This is a genomic window from Marinobacter sp. ST-43 (assembly GCF_030541085.1).
Taxonomy (GTDB): Bacteria; Pseudomonadota; Gammaproteobacteria; order Pseudomonadales; family Oleiphilaceae; genus Marinobacter; species Marinobacter nauticus.
Genome location: NZ_JASSVO010000004.1, coordinates 1 through 21,090, shown reverse-complemented (window position 1 = coordinate 21,090; position 21,090 = coordinate 1). Strand labels below are relative to the sequence as shown.

Below are 21,090 nucleotides of genomic sequence, written 5' to 3'. Positions count from 1 at the left end.
TACCCTTCTGCAATCATTCACACATGAGAGTTTCGGGAGGGTTTCATGGCATCCGTTACCGCCGCAACCTGGATCGGGTCAATTTCGGTTCTGTTATGGGGCACTTTGGCTTTGCTGACCAAGCTTTCCGGTGGTGAGATTCCTGAGTTCCAGCTTATGGCCATGACCTTCGGTATCGCTTTCCTGCTGATGTGCGGTCGCTGGGTCTTCTCGGGACATTCCGGTGTGCATTATTTACGGCAATCGCCGCTTGCATGGTGCATCGGCATCGTTGGTTTGTTCGGGTATCACTTTGCCTACTTCAAGGCCATGACACTGGCCCCGGCCGTTGAAGTCAGCCTTCTGGCTTACCTATGGCCGCTGCTAATCGTCCTGCTGTCGGCCTTCCTGCCGGGTGAGAAACTACGAGGTCAGTACATCGTTGGGGCCCTGGTTGCCTTGGCAGGTTGTTGGTTGTTGATCAGCCGTAATGCCGATGGATTTTACTGGGAGAACCTGCCGGGTTACATGGTGGCTCTGTCCTGCGCTTTGATCTGGTCATCCTATTCCGTTCTCAGCAGACTGGTTCGCTCGGTACCGACCGATGCGGTGGGCTGGTTCTGCGGTGTCACGGCTTTTCTGGCGTTGATTTGTCACCTTTTATGGGAGGAAACAGTGTGGCCAGAAGGCGCACTTCAATGGATTGGCGTGGTGGGGCTCGGCCTCGGACCGGTGGGCATAGCATTCTTCACCTGGGACCATGGTGTAAAGCACGGAAACATCCAGTTACTGGGAACCCTGGCATACAGTGCGCCACTGATTTCAGTGATCCTGTTGATCATTGCCGGATTCGGCGAGGCTACAGTTGCCGTGTTGAGTGCCAGCATCCTGATCGTCATTGGTTCCTTGATCGCGGGTCGTGCGAAGAGCCGAAAGGTCGCCGAGCCAGATTTGTTAACAGACTAACTACGTCAAAGGAGCAGTGAGATGATTACCTGGGACGATTTCGAGAAGGTTGAACTACGGATCGGGACCATCATTGAAGTGATGGATTTTCCTGAAGCGCGCAAACCGGCTTATAAATTGCGAGTGGATTTCGGGCCGGACATTGGTGTTCGTAAATCGAGTGCACAGATTACAAACCTCTATGGCAAGGAGGAGCTCATCGGCAAGCAGGTTCTGGCCGTCACCAATTTTCCGCCTAAACAGATCGGCCCTTTTCTGTCTGAGTGCCTGGTCACTGGCGTGCAAACGGCGAACGGCGCAGTTACTCTGGTAAGACCCGATGCCAAGGTGGATAACGGGGAACGCTTGTTCTGAGTTCCGGCGGCTTACACCTTCCTCCGATTCGCTGCTCCAAAATAGCCGCAAAGCTCCACGCAATCGTCTAATGCAAATGTTCGCTTTGCGACCATTGAAGCTGCCCAAACTCCTAAACAAAAGCGAACACTCGAATCAGGGCTTGCTTCCGGAGCTTCCAGGCCCATCACATCCATTTGATCCAGTATGATTGGAGGAGCAAATCGCGGGCGCTCAATGATTACATGGCAGAGATGGCCATGCTTGGCTAAGCTATTGTTTCATTGATTTATGTGTGGCGTGATTGATGGTTTACCGGCAGTAATAATGACCCAGTCAAATTTCTTCAATGATAAAGCGCGCTGCCTAATTGCTGTTAACAATATGGAGATCAAGTGAGATACGTAGTATTCCTTGCCTTAGCCTTATACGCGGCCAGCTCGTTGGCTTTTGATAGTTTCAATAACGAATCTGATAGGGTGACGGATCAGATTAAATGTGCAAGTCCAAAAATAACCCCCGGAAGTGGTAGCTGGGGAGCTCTATACGGCTGTGTCGGCGGACAGTCAGAGACTGTTAAGTTTTTCATCAATGAAGATCCGAGCAACGGTCAGGTGAAAAATGTGAAGTTCCTATGGAACGATTGGACTCGAGATGGGGGGTATGGCAAACATGCGGATGAAGCCCTAGCCCGAGCATGGGTATCTGTATTGGGGGCAATGTATGCGCCTCGAAAAGTGGATCAGGTGCTTGACGCTTTTTTCAGCAGTACTGACACCTCAATTGATGGTGAGTCGCACTTTTTGAAGTATACCTACCGCTCAGGGTCCGGAATTGACGAACGTATGTTTATAGTCGTCGAGAAATAATTGTTAAAAAGTCGCTGTAGTACGCGGCCGATGTCCGCCGGACGCCCTTTCCATTGCGGCTACGCCTCCATTACAAGGTCGCCGCTAAGCTCATTCGTTATGCCCTAGGTAGAAATCATGAACATGAGAGAATTTTCGGATAGAGTCGAATTGTCGGCTTATACCCTTCGTTACTACGAAAAAATAGGTTTACTTAAACATGTCCAAAGAAACACTAGTGGTCACAGAGTTTACTCAAAAAAGGATATTGATTGGGTAAAATTCATAAAACGCTTAAAAGATACAGGTATGCCTCTCGTAGAGATTCAGAAATATGCGTCTCTAAGGGAGTTGGGTACACAAACGGTACAAAAGCGGCAAGCTATTCTAGAAAAACATCAAAGAAATTTGATAGAGCATATCAGGCAGCAGAATGAGCACCTGAAGACCTTGGATGATAAAATTAATTTATACAAAAGCGGAGAAGTGAGTTGACTTAGAGTTAACTCTAAGTAGTAAGGTGTGCTGGTTTTATTTAAATAGGAGCGCACGCAATGGGAAATGAACGTTTCGATAAAGGTTTCGATTTACTATCAAAAATTGATGGTGAAGCCGGTCAAAAGGTTATCGATAGTCTAGAAGATATTTGTCCTGATTTAGGCAAATATACCATCGAATATCCGTTTGGAGATATCTATTCCCGACCAGGTTTAGATTTGAAATCACGAGAATTGGCAACAGTTTCAGCCTTAACCGCAATGGGCAACTGCGTTCCACAATTGAAAGTGCATTTACATGCAGCACTTAATGTTGGTTGTACAGAGACGGAACTAAAAGAAGTCATTATCCAAATGTCAGTATATGCAGGTTTCCCAGCAGCACTAAATGGTATGTTTGCTCTCAAAGAGGTGCTCTCTGAACGGCGGGCATAACATGTCGCTCAAGTAGACGGTGGACTTCCCTTGGGCGGCGTTTTCTCCGTTTCGTAAAAGCAGCCGTTTATTGTTGGCGTTGGGGCTGTAGAAAAAAGTCACGAGATCTTCCTGACCCGAAATTGGTCAGTAAATGAACTAAAAAATGCGCCTATTCTTAAAACCTGGAGCATTCATCATCGAAAATACTCCCAGATTTTACGTAGGAGCACCATCGGAAAAAGGGGCGGGTTTATTTCTACAGCCTCGTTAGGTATCAAAAGAATTGTATGAAACACATAGGTATAGCGGCAGTAACAGCGGAAGGTGCTGCACTCGTATATAGGCGGATTTGCTCCTTTTCGACAACGCGCTTGGGCAAACATTGTCACCCTGAAATATCTCTTCATTCCTTTTCGTTCTCTGAACACGTCAACGCAGGCCCAAATAGACGGGAAAAGTGGGCTGAACTTATTGCCCAATCTGCAATGAAGTTACACAGGAGCGGCGCGGACTTTATGATTTGCCCATCTAATACACCGCATGATGTTTACAGCATAGTTGAGCCTTTGTTGCCTTTTCCCTGGCTTCACATTGCGTCGTCTGTCCGTAGGATGGCTGAGTCTAAGAATATCAATAGGGTTCTTTTGCTGGGAACAAGGTTTACAATTGAAGGTGATGTGTATGACAAGGAGTTTTCAGGTAGTGGTATTGAGCTGATGAGGCCAGACAATGACGAGGCAATTCAGATACATCAGTATATTACGGCGGAGCTGGTAAGTGGTTATGTCAGCAATCAATCCAAGCAGTTCTTCTTACAATTGCTCAAAAAATACGCCCTTGAAGGTGCCGGGGGAGTTATCCTTGGATGCACAGAGCTTCCGTTGGTTGTTACTAAAGAGAATTCCTACTTGCCAGTTCTTGATTCTACCATTGCCTTAGCAGATGCGGCTGTTGAGTATGCAATTGAGTAGCTCTCATCGAGCTGCTCATGAAGGCCTCCAGCGGCTACTGGGGGCGGGCCTTTGCCTAAACACGGCAGAAATTATCCATACAAGGCGACGTCTACTACATTGTGGCTTCGCCTCCATTCCGCAGCCGCGCATGCTGGCTGGCGTTGTGCTGCCAGGGGCTCACTGAAAGGAGCCATGGATGATCGTTCCTCTATTCCTTGATACAAATGATTGCCGGTATTTCTCAAAGGATGCTCGCCGCATGGTAGGGCAGCCCCCAACTCCTTTATGGATGGGGTAGTGAGTGAGGGCCTTGCGACCGTGTTTGAACGTGATTTTGGCGGCCGCGAGGCGCCTTGGGGAAAATACCCTGAAGGCGTCGAGGATTGGGTGACTGAACTGCTAGAACTTCCAGTTTCTGCCCCTTACAACCAATGGTGTAGTGGTTCAATGATTCCGGACACCAACGTAGGTGGTAGTATCGCCACCATAAACGAGGTGTAGAAACGGTATCTCACTGTTCAATTCGGGCAAAGGCCAAAAATCAGAGATACAATCTCTTGATGCAAACTCGACTCCCCAATCTGAATTTTTTTCTAACCTTCGAAGTCGCTGCTCAGTTACTGAGCTTCAAGCAGGCAGCGGAGGCGCTGCACGTCACACCTTCCGCGGTCAGCCAGCAGATCCAACAACTGGAAGACAGCATTGGCAAGCAGTTATTCCTCCGTCGCAACCGTTCGCTGGCGTTAACGCACGATGGAGAGCAGTTATTGACCTTGATCCAACCCCATCTAGATGGACTACGACGTGCGACGGCTGCGGTACGAGGCAATCAGAACTCGCAGTTGCGTGTAAGTGTGATGCCACCGGTGGCGAATCGTGTGCTGCTACCAAATATGGCGGAATTCCACCAGGCGCATCCAGATGTCGAGTTACTGGTGGAAACCAGTCTGTCCAATGCTAACCTGCTTTCGGAAGGTATCGATATCGCCGTCCGTTTTGGGCAGCCTCCATGGCCGGGCCTGAACCACGAGAAACTGAGTGACGTGATGATTCAGGTCATTACGCCGGTAGGGTATGCCAGACAATACGGTTTCCCGCAAAACCTGCAGGCAATGGCGCAGATTCCCCTGATTCACATGGCGGAGCGTCCGGGTGCCTGGAAACGTTTCTTTGACCAGTTGGGTCTGCCCGCAAGTGAGGGTACTGCCTACAAGGTTGATGATTATCCCGCAGCTATTCAGGCCGCAGAAACCCTTGGTGCAGCCCTCGCGTTGTACCCGATTGAGCAGCCGTTGGTGGATGCCGGCCGGGTTGAAGCTCCCTTTCCACCGCTGGGTCCGCTTGATGAGGCCATCTACGCGGTGTACCCGAAGAACCGTGATTTGCCCGCCGGTGGTCGCGCTTTCATTGATTGGATTCAGTCTGCATTAAGTGCTTTCGACTCCCGTACAATACCCGATTCGGGTTAAAAATTCTAATCCGACGCTAAAGAAATGCCCGTTTGTCAGGCCAGCCGCCACACGTGATGATCGTCCTACAATTCACGATTGAGGACACATCACAATGGCGACCGCCGAACAGCATTTGCTTCCGCCTTCGTGCTTTCTTGATACGCATCGCCAGGATGACCTGGACGCGTTATTCGACTCACTCGCCGCACCGACGGTGGATGAATTACAGGGCGTTTATCAGGGCCGTTTGATTGGAATAACCGGGCTTAACAGAGCTCCCGCTATCGCAAAACGGGTTGTTTATGGATTGCTGGGAACCTGGATCAATCCCTGGCGCGGTAAACAGTTCAGTTCCTCAAGCGGAGCCAACCGCTGGGGTCTGGGAAGCTTGACCCTGGACTGGGGCGCATATCAGAAAACCCATGCCGCCGAGTCGTCTGTCATTTCGCTTGATTACAATGTGCCGGCTAACCCCAGGATAATGCGCCCGATCCTGGGCGAGGTCAGACCCTTCAGGGACGGCTTGTGGCTGGCTCGCATGCGCTACCGAACCCGAAACGGTGTAAAGACGTTGTTGTATTTTACGCTTCGGGAGATCGACCAATGATAGAAAAGCTGATTCATTACCCCACCATCGTGATTGGTAGCGGTTTCGGAGGTGCGGTGGCGGCCAGCACACTGGTGGATGCGGGGGAACAGGTACTACTGCTTGAGCGCGGCCCCTGGCGAGATTCCGAGGCGGTTCGGGAAGCCGGTATTGAGCGCCGCGCCAGCCTGCCGGTTGGACGAAAAGCGCTTACTCATCTGATCCACCGGGTCAGCCTCCCAGGCATTCTGGGTAAAGGGCAGCGCTTGTCTAGCCGCGGGCTGTTCGATCTCCATCTCGATACGGACATGACGGTGGTGTGCAGTAACGGGGTTGGCGGAGGCAGTCATGTCTACAGTGCGATGAATACGCGCCCGCAAGAATCGGACTACTGGGACAACCACGTCGACGGCGTCTCGTCTGAAGCCATGGACGATCACTACGCCTGGATGCTGGATCGCATGGGGGCCCGGGTACCGGATGCCCAGGAGCAGATTCCGAACTGGACACCTGGGGCGTTTGCCGAATCAAAGGATTTCGTTGCGGATGAGGGCGTTCCCCAGCCGGCCATGTCTACTCGAATGGCCGGAGAGCAGGAGGACTACTGCAACAACAGTTATTTTGGCAGCGCCAACGGTGCCAAAGCGACGCTTGATCGTGTCCTGATTCTGCCAGCGATGAAAAAAGGATTGCAGGTGGCCGCCGAACAGGAGTGCCTGAGCCTGTGGATGCTGCCCGACGGGGGCTATCGCTTGGAGATCATGGACCACCGCATAAAACGACGCCGGTATCTGATAGCGGATCGGATCATTCTGGCAGCAGGAACCCTCAATACCTTGAGACTTCTTTTCCATAGCCGGGCGATCGGCGGACTGAAAGGGATGCCTGCCCTGGGACTGGGATTCAGCGGCAACGGCGACAGCGTTGCATGGTGGGCCCTGAACGAACAGGGCGCGGATTTCAGTCTTGGCACTCCAACCCACGGCCGTTTTGCACTGCGCGATGCCGGCACTGGAAAAGCCATGCCCGGCCCCTACATTACGCGATTCGGTTTCAACGGCGTTAACACGCTGCCCTTGCCCAAATGGCTAAAAGCTCGTCTGCGCCGTGATGCCATTCTGGTGGGAATGGGGCGAGATCGCGCGGACGGTGTCGCATTGTGGAAGCGCGGACGCCTGAAATTTCGGTACATCGCCCAGAACAACGGCATTCTTGCAGACATTCAGGCGTTCTTTGCTGAGGTGGCCCGCCGCAGTCGCAAACCCGTTCGTTTCCTGAAAAACCAACCGTTGACGGTACATCCCCTTGGCGGAGCCAGACTGGCGGCGAACGAACGGGATGGCGTCGTGGATGGAACTGGCCAGGTCTATGGCCTACCCGGACTCTATATTGCCGATGCGTCGGCTTTACCCGCGTCGCCGGGGATGCCGCCCTCGATGACAATCGCTGCCTGGTCCCGCCATCTGGCTCTGGGCATGACAGCGAACAAAAAACGCACGCCTCGACCCAGGACGGCCCCTAAACGCTCAAGGAAACCCGCTCATGTTTAACAAACGAACCTTCACACTGGCGGGCTTCGCTCGCAGCCTGTTGTTCAATCTGTTGTATGGACCGCGGCTGATTACCGCGATGATCCACCCGGCAACCTCCGGCGCGCTCCGGGAGCAAATCATGCTGGGTTGCACGTCGGTTAACGATTGTCGCTATTGCGACTGGTTCCACACGCAGATGGCACTCAAAAACGCCGTTGATCTGGACGAGCTCAATCAGTTTCTCGCCAACCCGGAGGGGACCAGCCTGCCAGAGGATACTGCCATCGCGATTCTCTATGCCCAGCATTTTGCAGAGAACCGGGGCAAGGTCTCAAAGGATGCACGCGAGCGTCTCAAGACGGTTTTTAACGGTTGGCAACGCATCGAAATTAACGCCTATCTGCATGCCATTTACCTGGGCAACCTAAGCGGCAACACCTTTGACGCACTCATGAGCAGATTAAGGGGAGCTCCGAAAGCAGGCAGTCCCGTTGTGACGGAATTAATCGTGTCTGTTGTCGCAGCGCCTGTTCTGCTGCTCATTGCCTCCCGGGCGAGGAAAGCGAACGACAGCCGGTTCAAATCCAAATCCCAGAGTACAGAGAAGTTAGGAGGTCAAAATGCTGATTGATATTGCTACATCGACCCTGTCATCCACCGCCCGTGGATGGCGCGGCACGTCTGCGATGGTGCGCACAGCACAGCCAGAACACTGGCTGGTGTTGTATGACATGGAGGGCTGCCCGTACTGCCGTACGGTTCGAGAGGTATTAACGGAACTGGACTTGAACGTTTTCATCAAACCCTGCCCGAAGGGGCAACCGGGGTTTCGGGAGGAACTCGCTCAGCTCAGCGGCAAAGGACAGGTTCCCTATCTGGTTGACGAAAATACCGGCCAATCGATGGCGGGCAGTGATCAGATCACCAGGTATCTTTATGAAAAGTATGGAGCTGAGAGCAAGCCTGAAAAAAAAGGGAAGTTCCTGCGACCACTCAACAAGCTGGCTACCGGTCTGCGCTTCATGCGTGGCTTGCGGGGTGTAAAGGCATCTCGCCCGGAAAAACCACTGATATTGTTCAGCTTTGAATCGAGCCCCTTCTCAAGACTGGTCAGGGAACGACTGACGGAACTGGGACTGCCATACAAGCTTTACAATGGCGGCAAGCAACAGTTGGCGGACCAGGGCCTCAGCAACTTGCGTCCGGTGCTGGGTGAATACAGCCCTGTGCCCGGTACAAACCGGGAGCGACTCCTGAGAGAGGCGGGGCGCGTGCAGTTTCCCTTCCTCGAAGATCCGAATACGGGCGAAAAGCTGTTCGAATCCAAACACATTATCCAATACCTGAATCGCACTTATCAGCTGTAGGATAGTTTATGAATTTATTCGACTGGTTACCTTTTGGCCGGGTGCCGGAAATATCCCCCGACCTACTGAATGAGCGATTGAAGGATGTTCAGATTGTCGACGTGAGAACACCGGCGGAGTTTCAACAAAGTCATATTGAAGGCGCGGTCAACCTGCCGATTACCCACTTTTCCAAGAAATCGATCACCGGGCTTTCACTGGAACAGAGCAAACCGGTTGTAACGATCTGTCTATCCGCTCACCGGAGCATTCCGGCCACTCGGCGACTGAGACAACTCGGGTATGACGTGAAGCAGTTAGAAGGCGGCATGAAGGCCTGGTGGAATCAAGGTTATCCAATTGTTGGGGGTCAAAAATAGCCGGTGAGTTAGCGCTCCGACGGCGACACTGCATCGGAGCGCTGAATGCTATTCCTTGCTGGCACTTACCGATGCATATTCACGCTGACGGGGCTCCTTAAGAGGTTCAGTGCTATGGAAGAAACGGTGTAAAACGCTCGTTGATTCAGCATTATACTGACGCCATCCATAAACTTTAGGGCGTTCAGTCTCAATTTTCAGAGTGCCCCAAAGCAACCAATCGAAGAGTGAGATGAAATTGGTCATGTTCTTAGTGGAGTTTGCCGTGCGGCTATGGTGATGGTGATGCATATTCGGGAATGTAAAAATATGGCAGAGCGCACGCATGCCTTTACGCACGAGGCTGTTGTGATGATTGAGAAGCCAAAGATCGTATTGCCATTTCCAGTTGGTATGGACGTGCATTCCCCACACGACCTTGGAGAGCGTCCCCCATAGAAAAACTTCATACAGCCCAAGGTACAGGCATGCAAGCCCGAACCAGTAGTTTGGCAATATCAACCACCAAGCCCAGTTTTCAACGAATGTCTGACTGGCGCTGATCTCCCCGCGCTTGTCTGGTCCGCCGTTGAGGTGGTGAGGGCGGTGCGCTGCCTTATAAAAGTTCTGTACCTTGCCGAGCCATCGACTTTTCGGTTTACGGCTATGGGCGAAAAGATGAGTTCTTCCGTGCAGGTACTCATCGATAAGCAGAAAACCGACAAGCGTTGGCCAGAAGTACGCTGCTTCAAGCCAGGCGAGCGCACCGCTATGGGCTGGGAAAAGCCCTGCCATCAAAAGGAAAACCACCACTGTGAGAGCGGGGCGCTGTAATGTCGCAAGAAAACCAAGGGATAAACCGGACATAGCCCAGTCACTAAAGGTTTTTTTTCCGTCTCGCGTCTGACCGCTGATGATTTCATACAGCGAGAAAAAGGCTAGGAAAAGGGCCGTGACTAATGCAGCAACTTTACCCGTCTCTTCGACTGCCTCGGGTATATTGAAAAACTCAAACATGCAAGGTCCTCAGTTTTTTTGTGTTGTCTGTTATGACGTTGAGGGTAGGTAACTGAGGCAAGCATTCCTAGTTAATAACTTGAATAAAAAATATTAGCGAGCCTAATATACTGGTCATGAAAAATCTAAGAAGTGTAGATCTCAATCTGCTCACCGTGTTCGAAGCGATCATGGTGTATGGCAGTCTGTCTGCTGCCGCAGAAAAACTTGGCATGACACAGTCGGCCGTCAGCCAGGCACTCGGGCGCCTTCGACTGACGTTCCAAGATGAGGTATTTGTACGCCGCGGGAATGGCATGCGTCCCAGTAATCATGCCGTCCAAATATACCCTGAAATCCGAAAGGCTCTGTCTTCCATCCGAATTGCAATCGAATCGAAACAATTTTTCGATCCCGAAAATTCAGAGCGTAACTTCAAGCTCGCGATGGGGGATTACGGAGAGCATCTTCTGCTGCCAGAACTCCTGCGAACGTTGGAAAAATACAAAGGTGGCCTATCGCTACAAAATTATCCGAATACTGATCCTAAAGTTTTTGCTCAACTTGAGCAGGCAGAGCTGGACCTTTTCTTTGATGCTCGACCATCTGTAAGCGCCACCACTCAAAGCTGCAAACTCCTCAGTGAAGAGCTGGTAGTTATTTGTGGCGCGAATCACCCGCGTTTAAATACATCCGTTACCGTGAATCAATTTTTGAGCGAGCGCCACGTGGTACTTGCAGTTGGCGATAGCAGTCACACCTTACTCGAAGGAATGCTGGGGAAGCCATTCACCGGAGGTCGCCGTGTGGCTGCTCGGGTCAATCAATACGTTGCTATACCGAGACTGGTTGCAGCGACAGACGCGATCGCCACACTACCCAGGAGAATGGCAGACTATTTTATGGAACGTGAGGCCATACGAACGCTGTCGTTTCCCTCCCCTGACGCCTTTTTTGACGTGTTTATGGTTTGGCATTGTTCTTTTAACAATGATGCGGCACATCAATGGCTTAGGCAGTGTGTTATAGATCTGACGAAACGGTTATGAGGCACCTGTTGCATTAAAAACTCTATACAAGAATGCCAAGCCAAAGCACCATCGTAGTCTATTGGAGTGTCGTCGACATACCTCCCATAGTTTCCTCAAGCCACTGCCTTGCTGCCGCCAAGCCCGGATGTTCTTCCAATGCCGGCGGGTACACCAGCCAGATCCCCATATTGATGGGAACAGGCCTTGGCAACAATACTCGCAAGTTACCCGCATCAATACGCTTCTGAATAATTGGTAGCAGACCCAATGCCACCCCGGAACCTGCTTCGGCGGCGGCAATGGCCGAGAAGGAATCGTTGAAGTACAGTTGCGTATTCCTGCTCAGGTCGATACCCATGGCAAGGGCCGCTTCGGCCCAGTCGTTCACATGGGTGCGGCTGTGAATCAGAGTCAATTTTGACAACTGCTCGGTATTACCGGGTCGCAGCGGGGCCTGGTGTGGATCCGCGCCGTCATCCACCACGGTGATACTCAGGTTGCAATTTATTCAAAAACATGGACTCCTGCGTTCGACCTAGGAGCCTCTAACAATACGAAGCAACTTACAGAATATCTACAACAAGTTGGGAGTTTCAAATCGGGCTGGGGCGACGGCATGTGCCTTGGAGAAAGGGATCGTTTAATGCTTGCGACTTAAGGTAAACATGCAATGTTCTATGCAGGAAATTGCGCTCATACCATTGAGGTTTCACGTTGATGTTTTACATCGGGTGTTCTCACAGGGCTCTTCAGTCTTCAACCATAAATGATGTAAGGCAATCGGCAGGTTAGAAGTTTGGCGGCTTGCGTTAGAGCCGCGATAATGCACGCTCGAATAAACTACGTCACCATAAATTGTCTGGCGAAGCGGGGTTGTTCTTTTCTTGACTCGGTACTCTTTTCGCCCCGTAGCACTGTCCAGTACATAAGTAAGTCCGTTAGGCAGATCACAGATATTGCGCACATATCCCAACATGAGCGCGCGGTCTACTGCCCAAGCATAATCTTCTTTAACAAACCGGCTTATGCCCGCCTTACAATAGGTACTGCCGATAGGGTGTGCAGAATCGATGGGTTTGCATTCGACTAGTATTGCTGCCATCGCATTGCTTCTGGTGACCAATTGACCCCGAAGCGGACGGAATGTGAGATCGGGCTGGCAATCGAGCCTGGTTCCTGTTCGATTTCGCAGGTTACCCTCTCGAACAGGGGTCTGAAAAAGTGAAAGCCCCTTAATAGACTCTGGATGATTGCTGGAAAGTTCATCCAGAATCATGTAAAGCCGCTCAGTAATGGTGTCTTCTTCTTCGCCGCAAATGGAGAATTGCCCTTCGGCGACTTCCTTGAGCAGTTGACGCCAGGCGTGAGCGAGCGCATTTTGAACTACTTCCATTAAGAATACTGGAATTTTGCATGGACCTTCAGCGTCTGTGCCCAGCCCTGTCATCAATCCACGCATTGCTGACTGAGCTCCTCTAAACGCGCCCCGTATTCCCAGACCAGATCTGATGCAAGCAGGCGGGCTTGGCTTTGTGTCCAGTATCGATAACGGTTAAGGAGCCCAACTATCAAGCTGGGCTGCGTCGAACTTAGTAAAGTGATTCGGCTGACGCCGAGACTGCTTACTTGTTGGATCCAATTTTCAGGAAGCTCAAGTGGTGCTGATCTCCCCTCCAATGTGATGGAAATAAAGCGCCACGGGAGGGCTGCCTTGATATTATTTAAGAATTGCACTTGCACCTGATGGCCGCCTGCACCAAGCACCCCAGTCAGTTCTTTTTTCAAACAAGCGATGAAAGCCTGAGCCTGTTCCTCTTCGGTCTTCGCCAACCCTTTGTCGCGAGCTGATGCGTAGGGGGCGTTTACCATGAGAGTATCCGAAAGAACCTGTTGGTCGGTAGTCGACAAACCATAGAGCTGTCCAACGGTATAATCGAGCGACGACCAATCAGGATGGTTGTGGATCAAATTCTTTGCGCAAGTTTCTATGGACTGACGTTGATCTGACGACAGGCTCTCCGGTGGAATAAAGGGAAGACGGTTAATGTCCATTTTTTGCTGAACCTCGCGTTCAACACCGAACTCTCCGCTCGTCATCAGGGTTACGTATTCAAAAAGTTTACTGTGAAGCAAAACCAGCAAGTAATGGGTTAGAAACTCTGAGAGTGGGTGACCAGAAGTTGAGTATCCATAATAAGATTCAGAAAATGCCAAGTCGCTAAAACTTAACAACGCGCGTCCCCTAGCGCGATCTTCCCGCAACGTTTTTCTCACTAGCAATAGTGGTGCTTTATATATTTCAGGCATTCTGGGGCGATGCAACCCTTCCGGAACATAACGTTCAAGGGATTGACTCTCAACAAAAAAGGGATGCAAATTATAGTTCGCTCTGAGTGTGGGCTTATTTGCAAGGAAGCTATCATCCGATGCCCGATCAGCTACCCGAAAGCCCTGCCCTTCATAAAGGTTCGCATTTTGTTTCCAATAGTTGCCGATGGTCGATTGTGCTCGCAGCCTGATCTTTTTGATGATGGCTACATCCAGCACAGTGCCGCGATACAAGGTTTTTAGCGCAGCCGGATTGGCTTTGACCAGATCAAAAGCGACCGGAGTGGCATCACTAGCATCGACTCGCAACAGACCCTTAGCGTTCAGGTTTGGTTCATAATGCGGACTAACGAAGATAAACTGATTATCTGGCTCTGGCAGCTCATTGTCGGCAAACAGTAGGCAGAACGGCTGATCTACACTTGGCCAGACCCGGGTTTGCCTCAGTGCAGCGCCATTAAGGATACCCGTTACTTTCAGGGCTTCGAATATCGCATTGCGAGCCGCAGTTCCTTTGTGAGATTGCTTGAACAGCCAGCGCCCTGCCAATGCCAAAGCAATGCGTCCACCGGGCTTGGCCCAAGCCATGGCTCCCCAAACAAAGGGCAAGTCGGGAACGCCATCTGGGTTTTGATAAGACTTAGCGATTTCATCCAGACCGCGTTGTGCAGCTACCTCTCTACACCTCTTGGTAAAAATCCGTTCAATGCTTCGGTACTCCTTGGTTAAACTGGTCCAGGGCGGATTGCCAATGACGAGGTCAAAGGCATGCTGGTAGTGATCAAACACGTGATCACCCAAGCTGCCTGCCATAGGCACCAGCTTATTACTGTTAGATTCCGGGTCAGCAACGTTGATGAGAACACTGCTCTCAAGTTTCTTGAAACGCAGCTCTTCAAGTGGTGCGGGATGTGGATCAAGTTCTAGGGCCGTCAGGTATAGGGCTAATGCTGCAAGCGTGCGGGCATGGCTATTGGTATCGAAGCCAACCAGTTGTTCATGAAGCATGTCTCGAATTTGTTGGCGCGATGGTCGTTTACCAGTTTCGCGAAAGCGTAATTCCACTAACTTACGTAGTCCGGCGACTAGAAATACGCCGGCCCCGCAAGCAGGATCCAGTAGCTTCGCGTTTGAGCCCTCCGGATGTGCGTGGAAGGCTTCTTCCACCATGTATTCGGCAATGTGATAGGGCGTGTAGTACACGCTCGTGGCGTGACGGGCGGATTGATCGAACCGATGGACCAGTTCTTCATAGGTTTCACTTAACAATCCAATTGGCAGGTGATCGAAATCAAGATCCCCCCAATCGAGCCGCTGTTGTGACGCGCCGGGTTCAATGGCGGTATCAAGGGTCATTATAGCGCTCAAAGGTTGAGTGACACTTGGCCCGTGTTGTTGAACTAATTGGCGGAAATAAACGGCGTAATCGGTAGCGGGGAGAGTTAGAAGGTCGCCATTGAAGGTTTTATCGAGCCAGTGATTAGTCTCTGCCAGTGCTGCATCTGTGTCCATGCACTCTTTTAGTGAGTTGGCACTAGGAGCGATATCGGCCAGATTCTCGGGGAGCACAATCTTTCGACCTATCAAGTAGCGCAGAAACAGCGCTCTACCCGTGAGTGCTATTGCCTCGTGAGTTGATACGCCAAGATCGCGCAGCGCTTCGCCTGCATCGCTCATCAAATCGAGAAGGACATCACGCAGGCGCAGAGTAGCAGGCGCTACGAAGTCCTCACCCTGAGCAAGTCTGGGAAGAATGCTTGGTGCATCGTTGGAATCGCGAGAAAACCAGACTGGGGTCGTGTCTTCTGAGGGGCGCAGATCGGTGGCGTAAATATCCAGTCGTCCCGGTTTCAATATGCCCAACCAAGCCGGCTCGCCCCGCATGGCAAGAATTTTCTGGAGATCACGAACGGGTAACACGTCATCTCGAAAGTGAGTTTGGTCGACGACGTATAGCAGCGCCTGGACCTGATGTTCAACAACATAGTCAACCAGTGGGCGTTCTCGATTCCGATATAGATCTGTATACCTCAGGCAACGAGCATCCAGGTTGTCGTGCAGATCCACACAGCTCTCGTTAGGTGCACCGAATTCCTGTAGCAAATTCATCTTTGCTGCCCTGATGCGATGTTTGTGATCAAGGGTAGCTCTCGTTGAGAACATTCGAATCCCAGGTACCAATCGATACGCTCTCGCTCTTTGGACATATCGACAACCCAGCCCAGGCCGGTGGGATTCTGGCCTCGGAGCAAATAAACGGCTTCTCCCTCGTCCAGGTTTTCCTGTGGAATAAAAATTAACTCAGCTCCAGGAGCCTGACGTGGTGCGCTGACATAACGATGGACAGCGGCTGAGACTCGTTGGACATCTCTGCGTTTCATACCCAGGGTGTCCTCTAGTGTTTGCAGTGCCGCGAACGTAATTAAATCTGCCTTTGTGAAGCGTCGTGCGCTCCTTTCACGAGTTGGCCTGTCGCAAAATGGTGGCAGTTGCGCCCACATGTGAAGCTTTGACCGGCTTATTCCTCCTAAGGCGGCACAAACATCTTTGGCGGTGAACGACTTGATGGCAGGCATTTTTACGCTTTCTGTTTTAGAGCTAGAGCAAAACTGTTCATATTATAGAACAGTTTTATCAGAGAAAACATGCTCGGAGCTTGGCGAGACCTACTAACTGGGGGAGGTGAGACGGATATAGAGCTGTGTTGTTTGGGCAAACTCCCAATCTGCGGGGTTGCTTTAGGCTTTAAATGGGGTAGCCGCCTCGCTAGAGTTATACAAATCAGATTGGAGAGAGTCGGCGGTTTGGCGGCTCAGTTTAGGGAGCACAAATGATGTCATTAGAAATTTGGTTCGCATTTGCTGTTGCTTCTACGGCTCTGCTCGTTATTCCCGGCCCCACTATTTTGACGGTAGTTAGCTATTCGATTGCTCAAGGCGCGCGCGCGAATGTCCCATTGGTACTTGCCGTTGCTCTCGGAGACTCCACTGCTCTTCTGTTTTCTCTACTAGGCTTGGGAGCTCTTTTAACCACCTCAGCGTTTTGGTTCACAGTGGTCAAGTGGGCCGGAGGTCTTTACCTCCTTTACCTGGGAATTAAGCTTCTACGTTCTGGTGTTCAAATTGGAGGAATCGAAAAGACAGCAGGGGGTGGATCGAGATGGAAATTGTTCCTCAATACCTATCTGGTAACCGCCCTTAACCCAAAAGGAATTGTTTTTTTCGTTGCGTTCTTGCCCCAGTTTGTGACGCCAGCCGCGAACGTTACGCAGCAGCTCTGGCTTCTGGCGATTACATTCGTGGTCTTGGCCACGATCAACGCAACACTGTACGCTCTGTTTGCCGCATCGGCCCGTCGGTTTCTCACCTCGCCCAGAGTACAACGTCGTTTTAATGTGGTGGGCGGCACTCTCTTGTCTTCTGCTGGGGTGTGGGCATTGCTGGCAAAAAGGTCGGTTTGAAACGTATAGGACATAGAAAAGAGATCAGGAAGCTGGGAGCATGCAGTTGTTCCGTGGTTCGAACCCGTGAAGAAGTTAGTATCTCGGTGATGCTGATTGGCAACACTGTGGGGATGGTAGAAATAGGGTTAGAGAGTACGAAGCATGTCACCATCTAGAACGTGGAGCATCACCTGGTGTTGCTGGACGAGGCGCCCCGGATACGCATCTCATTAAATCTTCCATTTGGCACTGATAAATACGTAGACAATGCCTTGGTGAATGCCCGCTGTTTAATTGCAGTGACGGCGCGTCAGGCGGCACCTCCTTGGTGTTAGCCGGATGCGAACGAGAGCCTTAGTAGCACTAGGATGCTGCCGCTATTAGCACCTCATAATTGACATTTCCTTGTTCCTTTTGTAGAACGTTCTATAAATGGAACATTGGAAGTGGTTTACATGGATCAGCATTCTCTCGAAACCCTGGGGCGACACCTTCAGTCCCTTCGGGTAGCTCGCGGATGGTCGCTCTCGGGGCTGGCCGCCGCTGCAGGTGTTGCCAAGTCGAATCTTTCCCGCCTGGAACAGGGAAATGGGAATCCGACCCTGGATACCATCTGGCGACTGGCGGTTCAGCTTAATGTCCCCTTCGGCAACCTCGTTGCCCCGATCCGTGTGCCGGTTGGTGAGGAAGGTGTGCAGGTCCGGCTTGTGGATCAGGGGGAAGACAATCCCCGGGTAGACGCTTACTGGATGTCGTGCGCTCCCAATACCACACGCATGGCGGAGGGCCATACGCCGGGAGCAGAGGAATCCGTTACCGTTGTCAGTGGTCAGCTGGAAGTCGGTGTCACTGGCCACAGCCAGCATTTGCGGGCTGGGCAGAGTCACACCTTCGATGCGGAGCAACCTCACCTTTATCGCACCCGGGACTCCTGGGCCACGTTACTGGTCACCATCGTGTATCAGAAAGAAGGTGAGGAATCATGAGCGACCAGGCAATCAGTGCGGGCGGGCGCGCGTGGGTGAGTGGGGTACGGGATGCGACTCCGCTGCTCGGTGGCTACATTCCGGTGGCGATTTCGTTTGGCCTGATCGCCAATCAGGCCGGTTTCAGCAGCTGGGAAGCCATCATCATCTCCCTGGTTATCTATGCGGGTGCCTCCCAGTTCCTGTTTGTTGGCATGGTGGCCTCGGGAGCCCCCTTGTGGCTTGTGGTGGTGATGACGCTGCTGATCAATGCCCGGCATCTGGTTTATGCCCCGAACCTGGCCCCCTGGCTCAACGGGAACCGGTGGTGGTTCTGGTTGATGCACGGGCTGACGGATCAGGTCTTCGCTCTGGCGCACACCCGCCTGCCGGCGTTGCCACCCTCGGAACGCCTGGGGTGGTTCACTGGCGCCATGTTGCTGGCCTGGTTCAGTTGGGTAGGGGGCACGGCCCTAGGAGCTTTTGTGGGGCAGGAGCTGACCGGGCGCTGGCCATTACTGAATGACGTTATGCCCTTCGCGCTACCGGCCCTGTTTGTGGTTCTATTGGCCCCGAGATTCACTTCCTGGTTATGGGCTGCAGCGCTCGGGTGTGCCATTGTCGTGGCGTTGTTGTTCGCGGCTAATGGCCTGCCCAATATGGCGATACCGGTTGCGGCGCTTCTGGGCGCGGCGGTGTTCTTTGTGATGCAATCCAATACACGGGCGGAGGTTTAACGCATGGCTGGTGAGCTGTGGGTTGCGGTGATGGTTGCCGCAGCGGGTACATTGTTAATGCGTTTGTTACCACTGGTGTGGATGCAGAGGCGTCTGGCTCGGGAAGACAGTCAGGGCGGTACAGCGGCCATGCCCAGGTGGCTCGGGGTGCTCGGCCCGGTGATGATTGCGGCCATGCTGGGGGCTTCGCTGGTTCCCGCAGCCGGCACCCTGAATGCCTGGGTTGCAACGGCTGTTGGGGGATGCGTAACCCTGCTAGTCTGGTGGAAAACAAAGTCCCTGGGGTGGCCGGTTGTCTCGGGCGTTGTGGTGTTTGGTGTGGTGCGGTTTCTCAATTTCGTTGTGATTTAACTGATCAAGGATAGGAGTGAATATGAGTACTCATACTTCCAGCCAGAAGATAACAACCTCTAAGATTCAGGCCATGAAAGGACGAGGTAGCATTGTTTCCCTTACAGCATACACGAAGCCCATGGCAGAACTCATGGACCCTTTTGTCGATCTGATCATCGTCGGGGATTCCACAGGGATGGTGGCTTACGGATACGATTCTACGCTGCCCGTTACTCTGGATATGATGATTAACCATGGTGCAGCAGTGGTGCGTGGCAGCCAGAAAGCCTGCGTCGTTATCGATATGCCCTATGGCTCGTATCAAGAAAGCAAGGAGCTGGCTTTCCGAAACGCGGCGCGCTTACTGACAGAAACTGGTGCTCAGGGCATCAAGGTTGAAGGTGGGTTAGAGCTTGTTGAAACGGTGGAGTTCCTGGTCAGTCGTGGTATACCGGTAATGCCACATATTGGCTTGCGTCCTCAGCATGCAAACACTATGGGCGGATTTAAGGCCCAGGGCAGAGATGAGGCTGCAGCCAAACGGTTGGTTGAAGAAGCACAGGCTTTTGAGTCTGTTGGCGCGTTCTCAGTCTTAATTGAAGGGGTATTTGAAGCCGCCGCGCGGCGTGTTACGCAATCTTTAACCATTCCTGCCATTGGTATTGGCGCATCTCCCGAGTGTGATGGCCAAGTGCTGGTAACGGAGGATATCCTAGGCTTGTTCTCTGACTACACGCCGAAATTTGCCAAAAAGTACGTCGATCTGAGCGCCCAAATCAAGGATGTGTTTGCGCTGTATGAAAGAGAGGTCAGAGCCGGCGAATTTCCCGCAGAGGAGCATTGCTTTGGGATTAAGAAGCAACCAACTTAGATTGTCGGGAGGGCCAAGGGGTTGTGTGTGAACAAGTGCGAAACAAAGGGAATGAGCCGAACCTGGGCAAGCCTGAGTACCTCTATCACGGTAGTCGACAAAAAACCGTCCGGCTAGAGCCAGCCCAGGGCATTGGGCATGGTGAGGCTGACAACGAATACGGTATTTATGCTGTCTCAGAGCGGGATTTAGCTGTTCCGTTTGCAATCACATATTACCCCCTGAGCCCTCGTGCAGTTTTCTCGGTCGACACCTCGCAACGCCCACCCCGGATAGTGCTGAGGGATACTGAAGTAAGTTGGCATGAGAAGGGGTATATCTATACGTTGCGATCTGAAACCTTTGAGCAAATAGATGCTCTCCAGTGGGTTTCGCGAGTTCCTGTAGAGCCTGTGTTGATTGAAGAAATTACCCCTGAGCTCTACCGGGATTGGGTCGTTGATTCCTGACTACAGCTAATTCATCGTGGAGACGAAGGCGCCAGTCTTCATTTGTCATCCGATACAGCCGCACCCTCTTCTTATGAAACTCTTGCATGGTGTAGCAGGAGAATCCAGCCTTCTCAGTTACTCGAACTGAGGCCGTATGGTCTGGCTCTATAATGACCACTACTGACTCACACTGTTTTTGATCGAAGGCATACCGCAGCACGCCTTTAACAGCTTCGGTTGCAAGCCCTTGATTCCAGTATCGCCTCGCTAATCGATAACCGAGGTTGATCTCCTCAACCCCTCCGACTAGCTCCGGCCCAATACCACAGAAACCAAAAAGTTTTCCCGACCTCTTCTCAGTTAATGCCCATGGACCCATACCATGGGATGCGTAACATTCCTGGCACCAACCTATAAATTTGCGGGTAGCTTCTTCATCACAAACCCCTCGAACGGAATACCTCATGACCTCAGGGTCACTCAGTATCTCAGTGAGCGCGGGAATATCTTGATGGGATAGCTGCGTTACGATTAGTCTTTTCGTTTGAAACACATACACCGTGTGTACTGAAGTGGACCCCAAATTTTGGACAGGTGCCTAAGCTCTGATTCATCATCTCCATAAGGAGGAGAATCATGAGCAAGAAACGCAAGCAATACAGCGCATCATTCAAGTCCAAAGTTGCCCT

Annotated in this window: 24 protein-coding genes; 18 read left to right on the top strand and 6 right to left on the bottom strand. The window is 51.8% G+C overall.

The genetic code is table 11. The features are described 5' to 3' along the window. Positions 1 to 45 precede the first annotated feature (45 nt). The 12 genes from QPL98_RS07705 (at position 46) to QPL98_RS07650 (ending at position 9,288) form a co-directional block, all read left to right on the top strand. Positions 46 to 945 (top strand): DMT family transporter, encoded by a 900-nt coding sequence (locus QPL98_RS07705; RefSeq protein ID WP_303293033.1) that lies wholly within the window; start codon positions 46 to 48, stop codon positions 943 to 945. Positions 946 to 966: 21 nt separating this feature from the next. Beyond that, a complete protein-coding gene (locus tag QPL98_RS07700; RefSeq protein WP_023008454.1) occupies positions 967 to 1,299 on the top strand; it encodes a tRNA-binding protein in 333 nt (110 codons plus the stop codon). 374 nt (positions 1,300 to 1,673) lie between these two features. Next, positions 1,674 to 2,147 carry a hypothetical protein gene (locus QPL98_RS07695; RefSeq protein ID WP_303293032.1) on the top strand — a complete coding sequence of 158 codons (474 nt, stop codon included), beginning with the start codon at positions 1,674 to 1,676 and terminating at the stop codon, positions 2,145 to 2,147. A 117-nt stretch (positions 2,148 to 2,264) separates the two neighbouring features. Beyond that, a complete protein-coding gene (locus tag QPL98_RS07690) occupies positions 2,265 to 2,621 on the top strand; it encodes a MerR family transcriptional regulator (protein WP_031209955.1) in 357 nt (118 codons plus the stop codon). Positions 2,622 to 2,680: 59 nt separating this feature from the next. Continuing rightward, the gene (locus QPL98_RS07685; protein WP_303293031.1) at positions 2,681 to 3,058 is read left to right on the top strand and encodes a carboxymuconolactone decarboxylase family protein; all 378 of its coding nucleotides are present in this window, start codon (positions 2,681 to 2,683) and stop codon (positions 3,056 to 3,058) included. A 269-nt stretch (positions 3,059 to 3,327) separates the two neighbouring features. After that, on the top strand, positions 3,328 to 4,011 hold the full coding sequence (locus tag QPL98_RS07680; protein WP_031209954.1) for an aspartate/glutamate racemase family protein: 684 nt from the start codon (positions 3,328 to 3,330) through the stop codon (positions 4,009 to 4,011). Positions 4,012 to 4,553: 542 nt separating this feature from the next. After that, complete coding sequence (locus QPL98_RS07675; RefSeq protein WP_303293030.1) at positions 4,554 to 5,462, top strand: LysR substrate-binding domain-containing protein; 909 nt, start codon at positions 4,554 to 4,556, stop codon at positions 5,460 to 5,462. A gap of 94 nt (positions 5,463 to 5,556) precedes the next feature. Next, entirely contained in the window at positions 5,557 to 6,051 is a 495-nt protein-coding gene (locus tag QPL98_RS07670; RefSeq protein WP_303293029.1) for a hypothetical protein, read from the top strand. Continuing rightward, complete coding sequence (locus tag QPL98_RS07665; RefSeq protein WP_303293028.1) at positions 6,048 to 7,580, top strand: GMC oxidoreductase; 1,533 nt, start codon at positions 6,048 to 6,050, stop codon at positions 7,578 to 7,580. Before QPL98_RS07670 ends, QPL98_RS07665 begins: the two co-directional genes overlap by 4 nt. Beyond that, on the top strand, positions 7,573 to 8,193 hold the full coding sequence (locus QPL98_RS07660) for a carboxymuconolactone decarboxylase family protein (protein ID WP_303293027.1): 621 nt from the start codon (positions 7,573 to 7,575) through the stop codon (positions 8,191 to 8,193). Before QPL98_RS07665 ends, QPL98_RS07660 begins: the two co-directional genes overlap by 8 nt. After that, positions 8,183 to 8,929, top strand: coding sequence for a glutathione S-transferase N-terminal domain-containing protein (locus QPL98_RS07655; protein WP_303293026.1), 747 nt, complete (start codon positions 8,183 to 8,185; stop codon positions 8,927 to 8,929). Before QPL98_RS07660 ends, QPL98_RS07655 begins: the two co-directional genes overlap by 11 nt. Before the next feature lie 8 nt (positions 8,930 to 8,937). Next, the gene (locus QPL98_RS07650; RefSeq protein ID WP_303293025.1) at positions 8,938 to 9,288 is read left to right on the top strand and encodes a rhodanese-like domain-containing protein; all 351 of its coding nucleotides are present in this window, start codon (positions 8,938 to 8,940) and stop codon (positions 9,286 to 9,288) included. A 48-nt stretch (positions 9,289 to 9,336) separates the two neighbouring features. Here the strand turns inward: QPL98_RS07650 and QPL98_RS07645 are convergent, their stop codons facing one another. Beyond that, the gene (locus QPL98_RS07645; RefSeq protein ID WP_303293024.1) at positions 9,337 to 10,284 is read right to left on the bottom strand and encodes a sterol desaturase family protein; all 948 of its coding nucleotides are present in this window, start codon (positions 10,282 to 10,284) and stop codon (positions 9,337 to 9,339) included. A 116-nt stretch (positions 10,285 to 10,400) separates the two neighbouring features. Between QPL98_RS07645 and QPL98_RS07640 the strand changes: the two genes are divergently transcribed. Then, positions 10,401 to 11,312, top strand: a complete 912-nt coding sequence (locus tag QPL98_RS07640; protein ID WP_303293023.1) for a LysR substrate-binding domain-containing protein — start codon at positions 10,401 to 10,403, stop codon at positions 11,310 to 11,312. 58 nt (positions 11,313 to 11,370) lie between these two features. Here the strand turns inward: QPL98_RS07640 and QPL98_RS07635 are convergent, their stop codons facing one another. The 4 genes from QPL98_RS07635 to QPL98_RS07620 form a co-directional block, all read right to left on the bottom strand. Continuing rightward, positions 11,371 to 11,775: a LysR substrate-binding domain-containing protein gene (locus tag QPL98_RS07635; RefSeq protein ID WP_303293107.1), complete on the bottom strand. Its 405-nt coding sequence runs from the start codon at positions 11,773 to 11,775 to the stop codon at positions 11,371 to 11,373. Between the two features lie 228 nt (positions 11,776 to 12,003). Next, positions 12,004 to 12,753, bottom strand: coding sequence for a hypothetical protein (locus tag QPL98_RS07630; protein ID WP_303293022.1), 750 nt, complete (start codon positions 12,751 to 12,753; stop codon positions 12,004 to 12,006). Further along, positions 12,741 to 15,731: a class I SAM-dependent DNA methyltransferase gene (locus QPL98_RS07625; RefSeq protein WP_303293021.1), complete on the bottom strand. Its 2,991-nt coding sequence runs from the start codon at positions 15,729 to 15,731 to the stop codon at positions 12,741 to 12,743. Before QPL98_RS07625 ends, QPL98_RS07630 begins: the two co-directional genes overlap by 13 nt. Next, on the bottom strand, positions 15,728 to 16,198 hold the full coding sequence (locus QPL98_RS07620; RefSeq protein WP_303293020.1) for a DNA-binding protein: 471 nt from the start codon (positions 16,196 to 16,198) through the stop codon (positions 15,728 to 15,730). The genes QPL98_RS07625 and QPL98_RS07620 overlap by 4 nt, the downstream gene beginning before the upstream one ends. 254 nt (positions 16,199 to 16,452) lie before the next feature. On the opposite strand from QPL98_RS07620, the gene QPL98_RS07615 reads away from it, so the two are divergent. The 5 genes from QPL98_RS07615 to panB all read left to right on the top strand — a co-directional run bounded on the left by QPL98_RS07615 (position 16,453) and on the right by panB (position 19,970). Continuing rightward, on the top strand, positions 16,453 to 17,082 hold the full coding sequence (locus QPL98_RS07615; RefSeq protein WP_303293019.1) for a LysE family translocator: 630 nt from the start codon (positions 16,453 to 16,455) through the stop codon (positions 17,080 to 17,082). A gap of 437 nt (positions 17,083 to 17,519) precedes the next feature. Then, a complete protein-coding gene (locus QPL98_RS07610) occupies positions 17,520 to 18,050 on the top strand; it encodes a helix-turn-helix transcriptional regulator (protein WP_278350837.1) in 531 nt (176 codons plus the stop codon). After that, positions 18,047 to 18,766 carry an AzlC family ABC transporter permease gene (locus tag QPL98_RS07605; RefSeq protein ID WP_104417579.1) on the top strand — a complete coding sequence of 240 codons (720 nt, stop codon included), beginning with the start codon at positions 18,047 to 18,049 and terminating at the stop codon, positions 18,764 to 18,766. Before QPL98_RS07610 ends, QPL98_RS07605 begins: the two co-directional genes overlap by 4 nt. Before the next feature lie 3 nt (positions 18,767 to 18,769). Beyond that, a complete protein-coding gene (locus QPL98_RS07600) occupies positions 18,770 to 19,117 on the top strand; it encodes an AzlD domain-containing protein (protein ID WP_104417580.1) in 348 nt (115 codons plus the stop codon). Positions 19,118 to 19,139: 22 nt separating this feature from the next. Then, entirely contained in the window at positions 19,140 to 19,970 is an 831-nt protein-coding gene (panB, locus tag QPL98_RS07595) for a 3-methyl-2-oxobutanoate hydroxymethyltransferase (protein WP_104417066.1), read from the top strand. A gap of 408 nt (positions 19,971 to 20,378) precedes the next feature. On the opposite strand, the gene QPL98_RS07590 is transcribed toward panB, so the two are convergent. Further along, a complete protein-coding gene (locus QPL98_RS07590; RefSeq protein ID WP_303293106.1) occupies positions 20,379 to 20,954 on the bottom strand; it encodes a GNAT family N-acetyltransferase in 576 nt (191 codons plus the stop codon). Positions 20,955 to 21,090 lie beyond the last annotated feature (136 nt).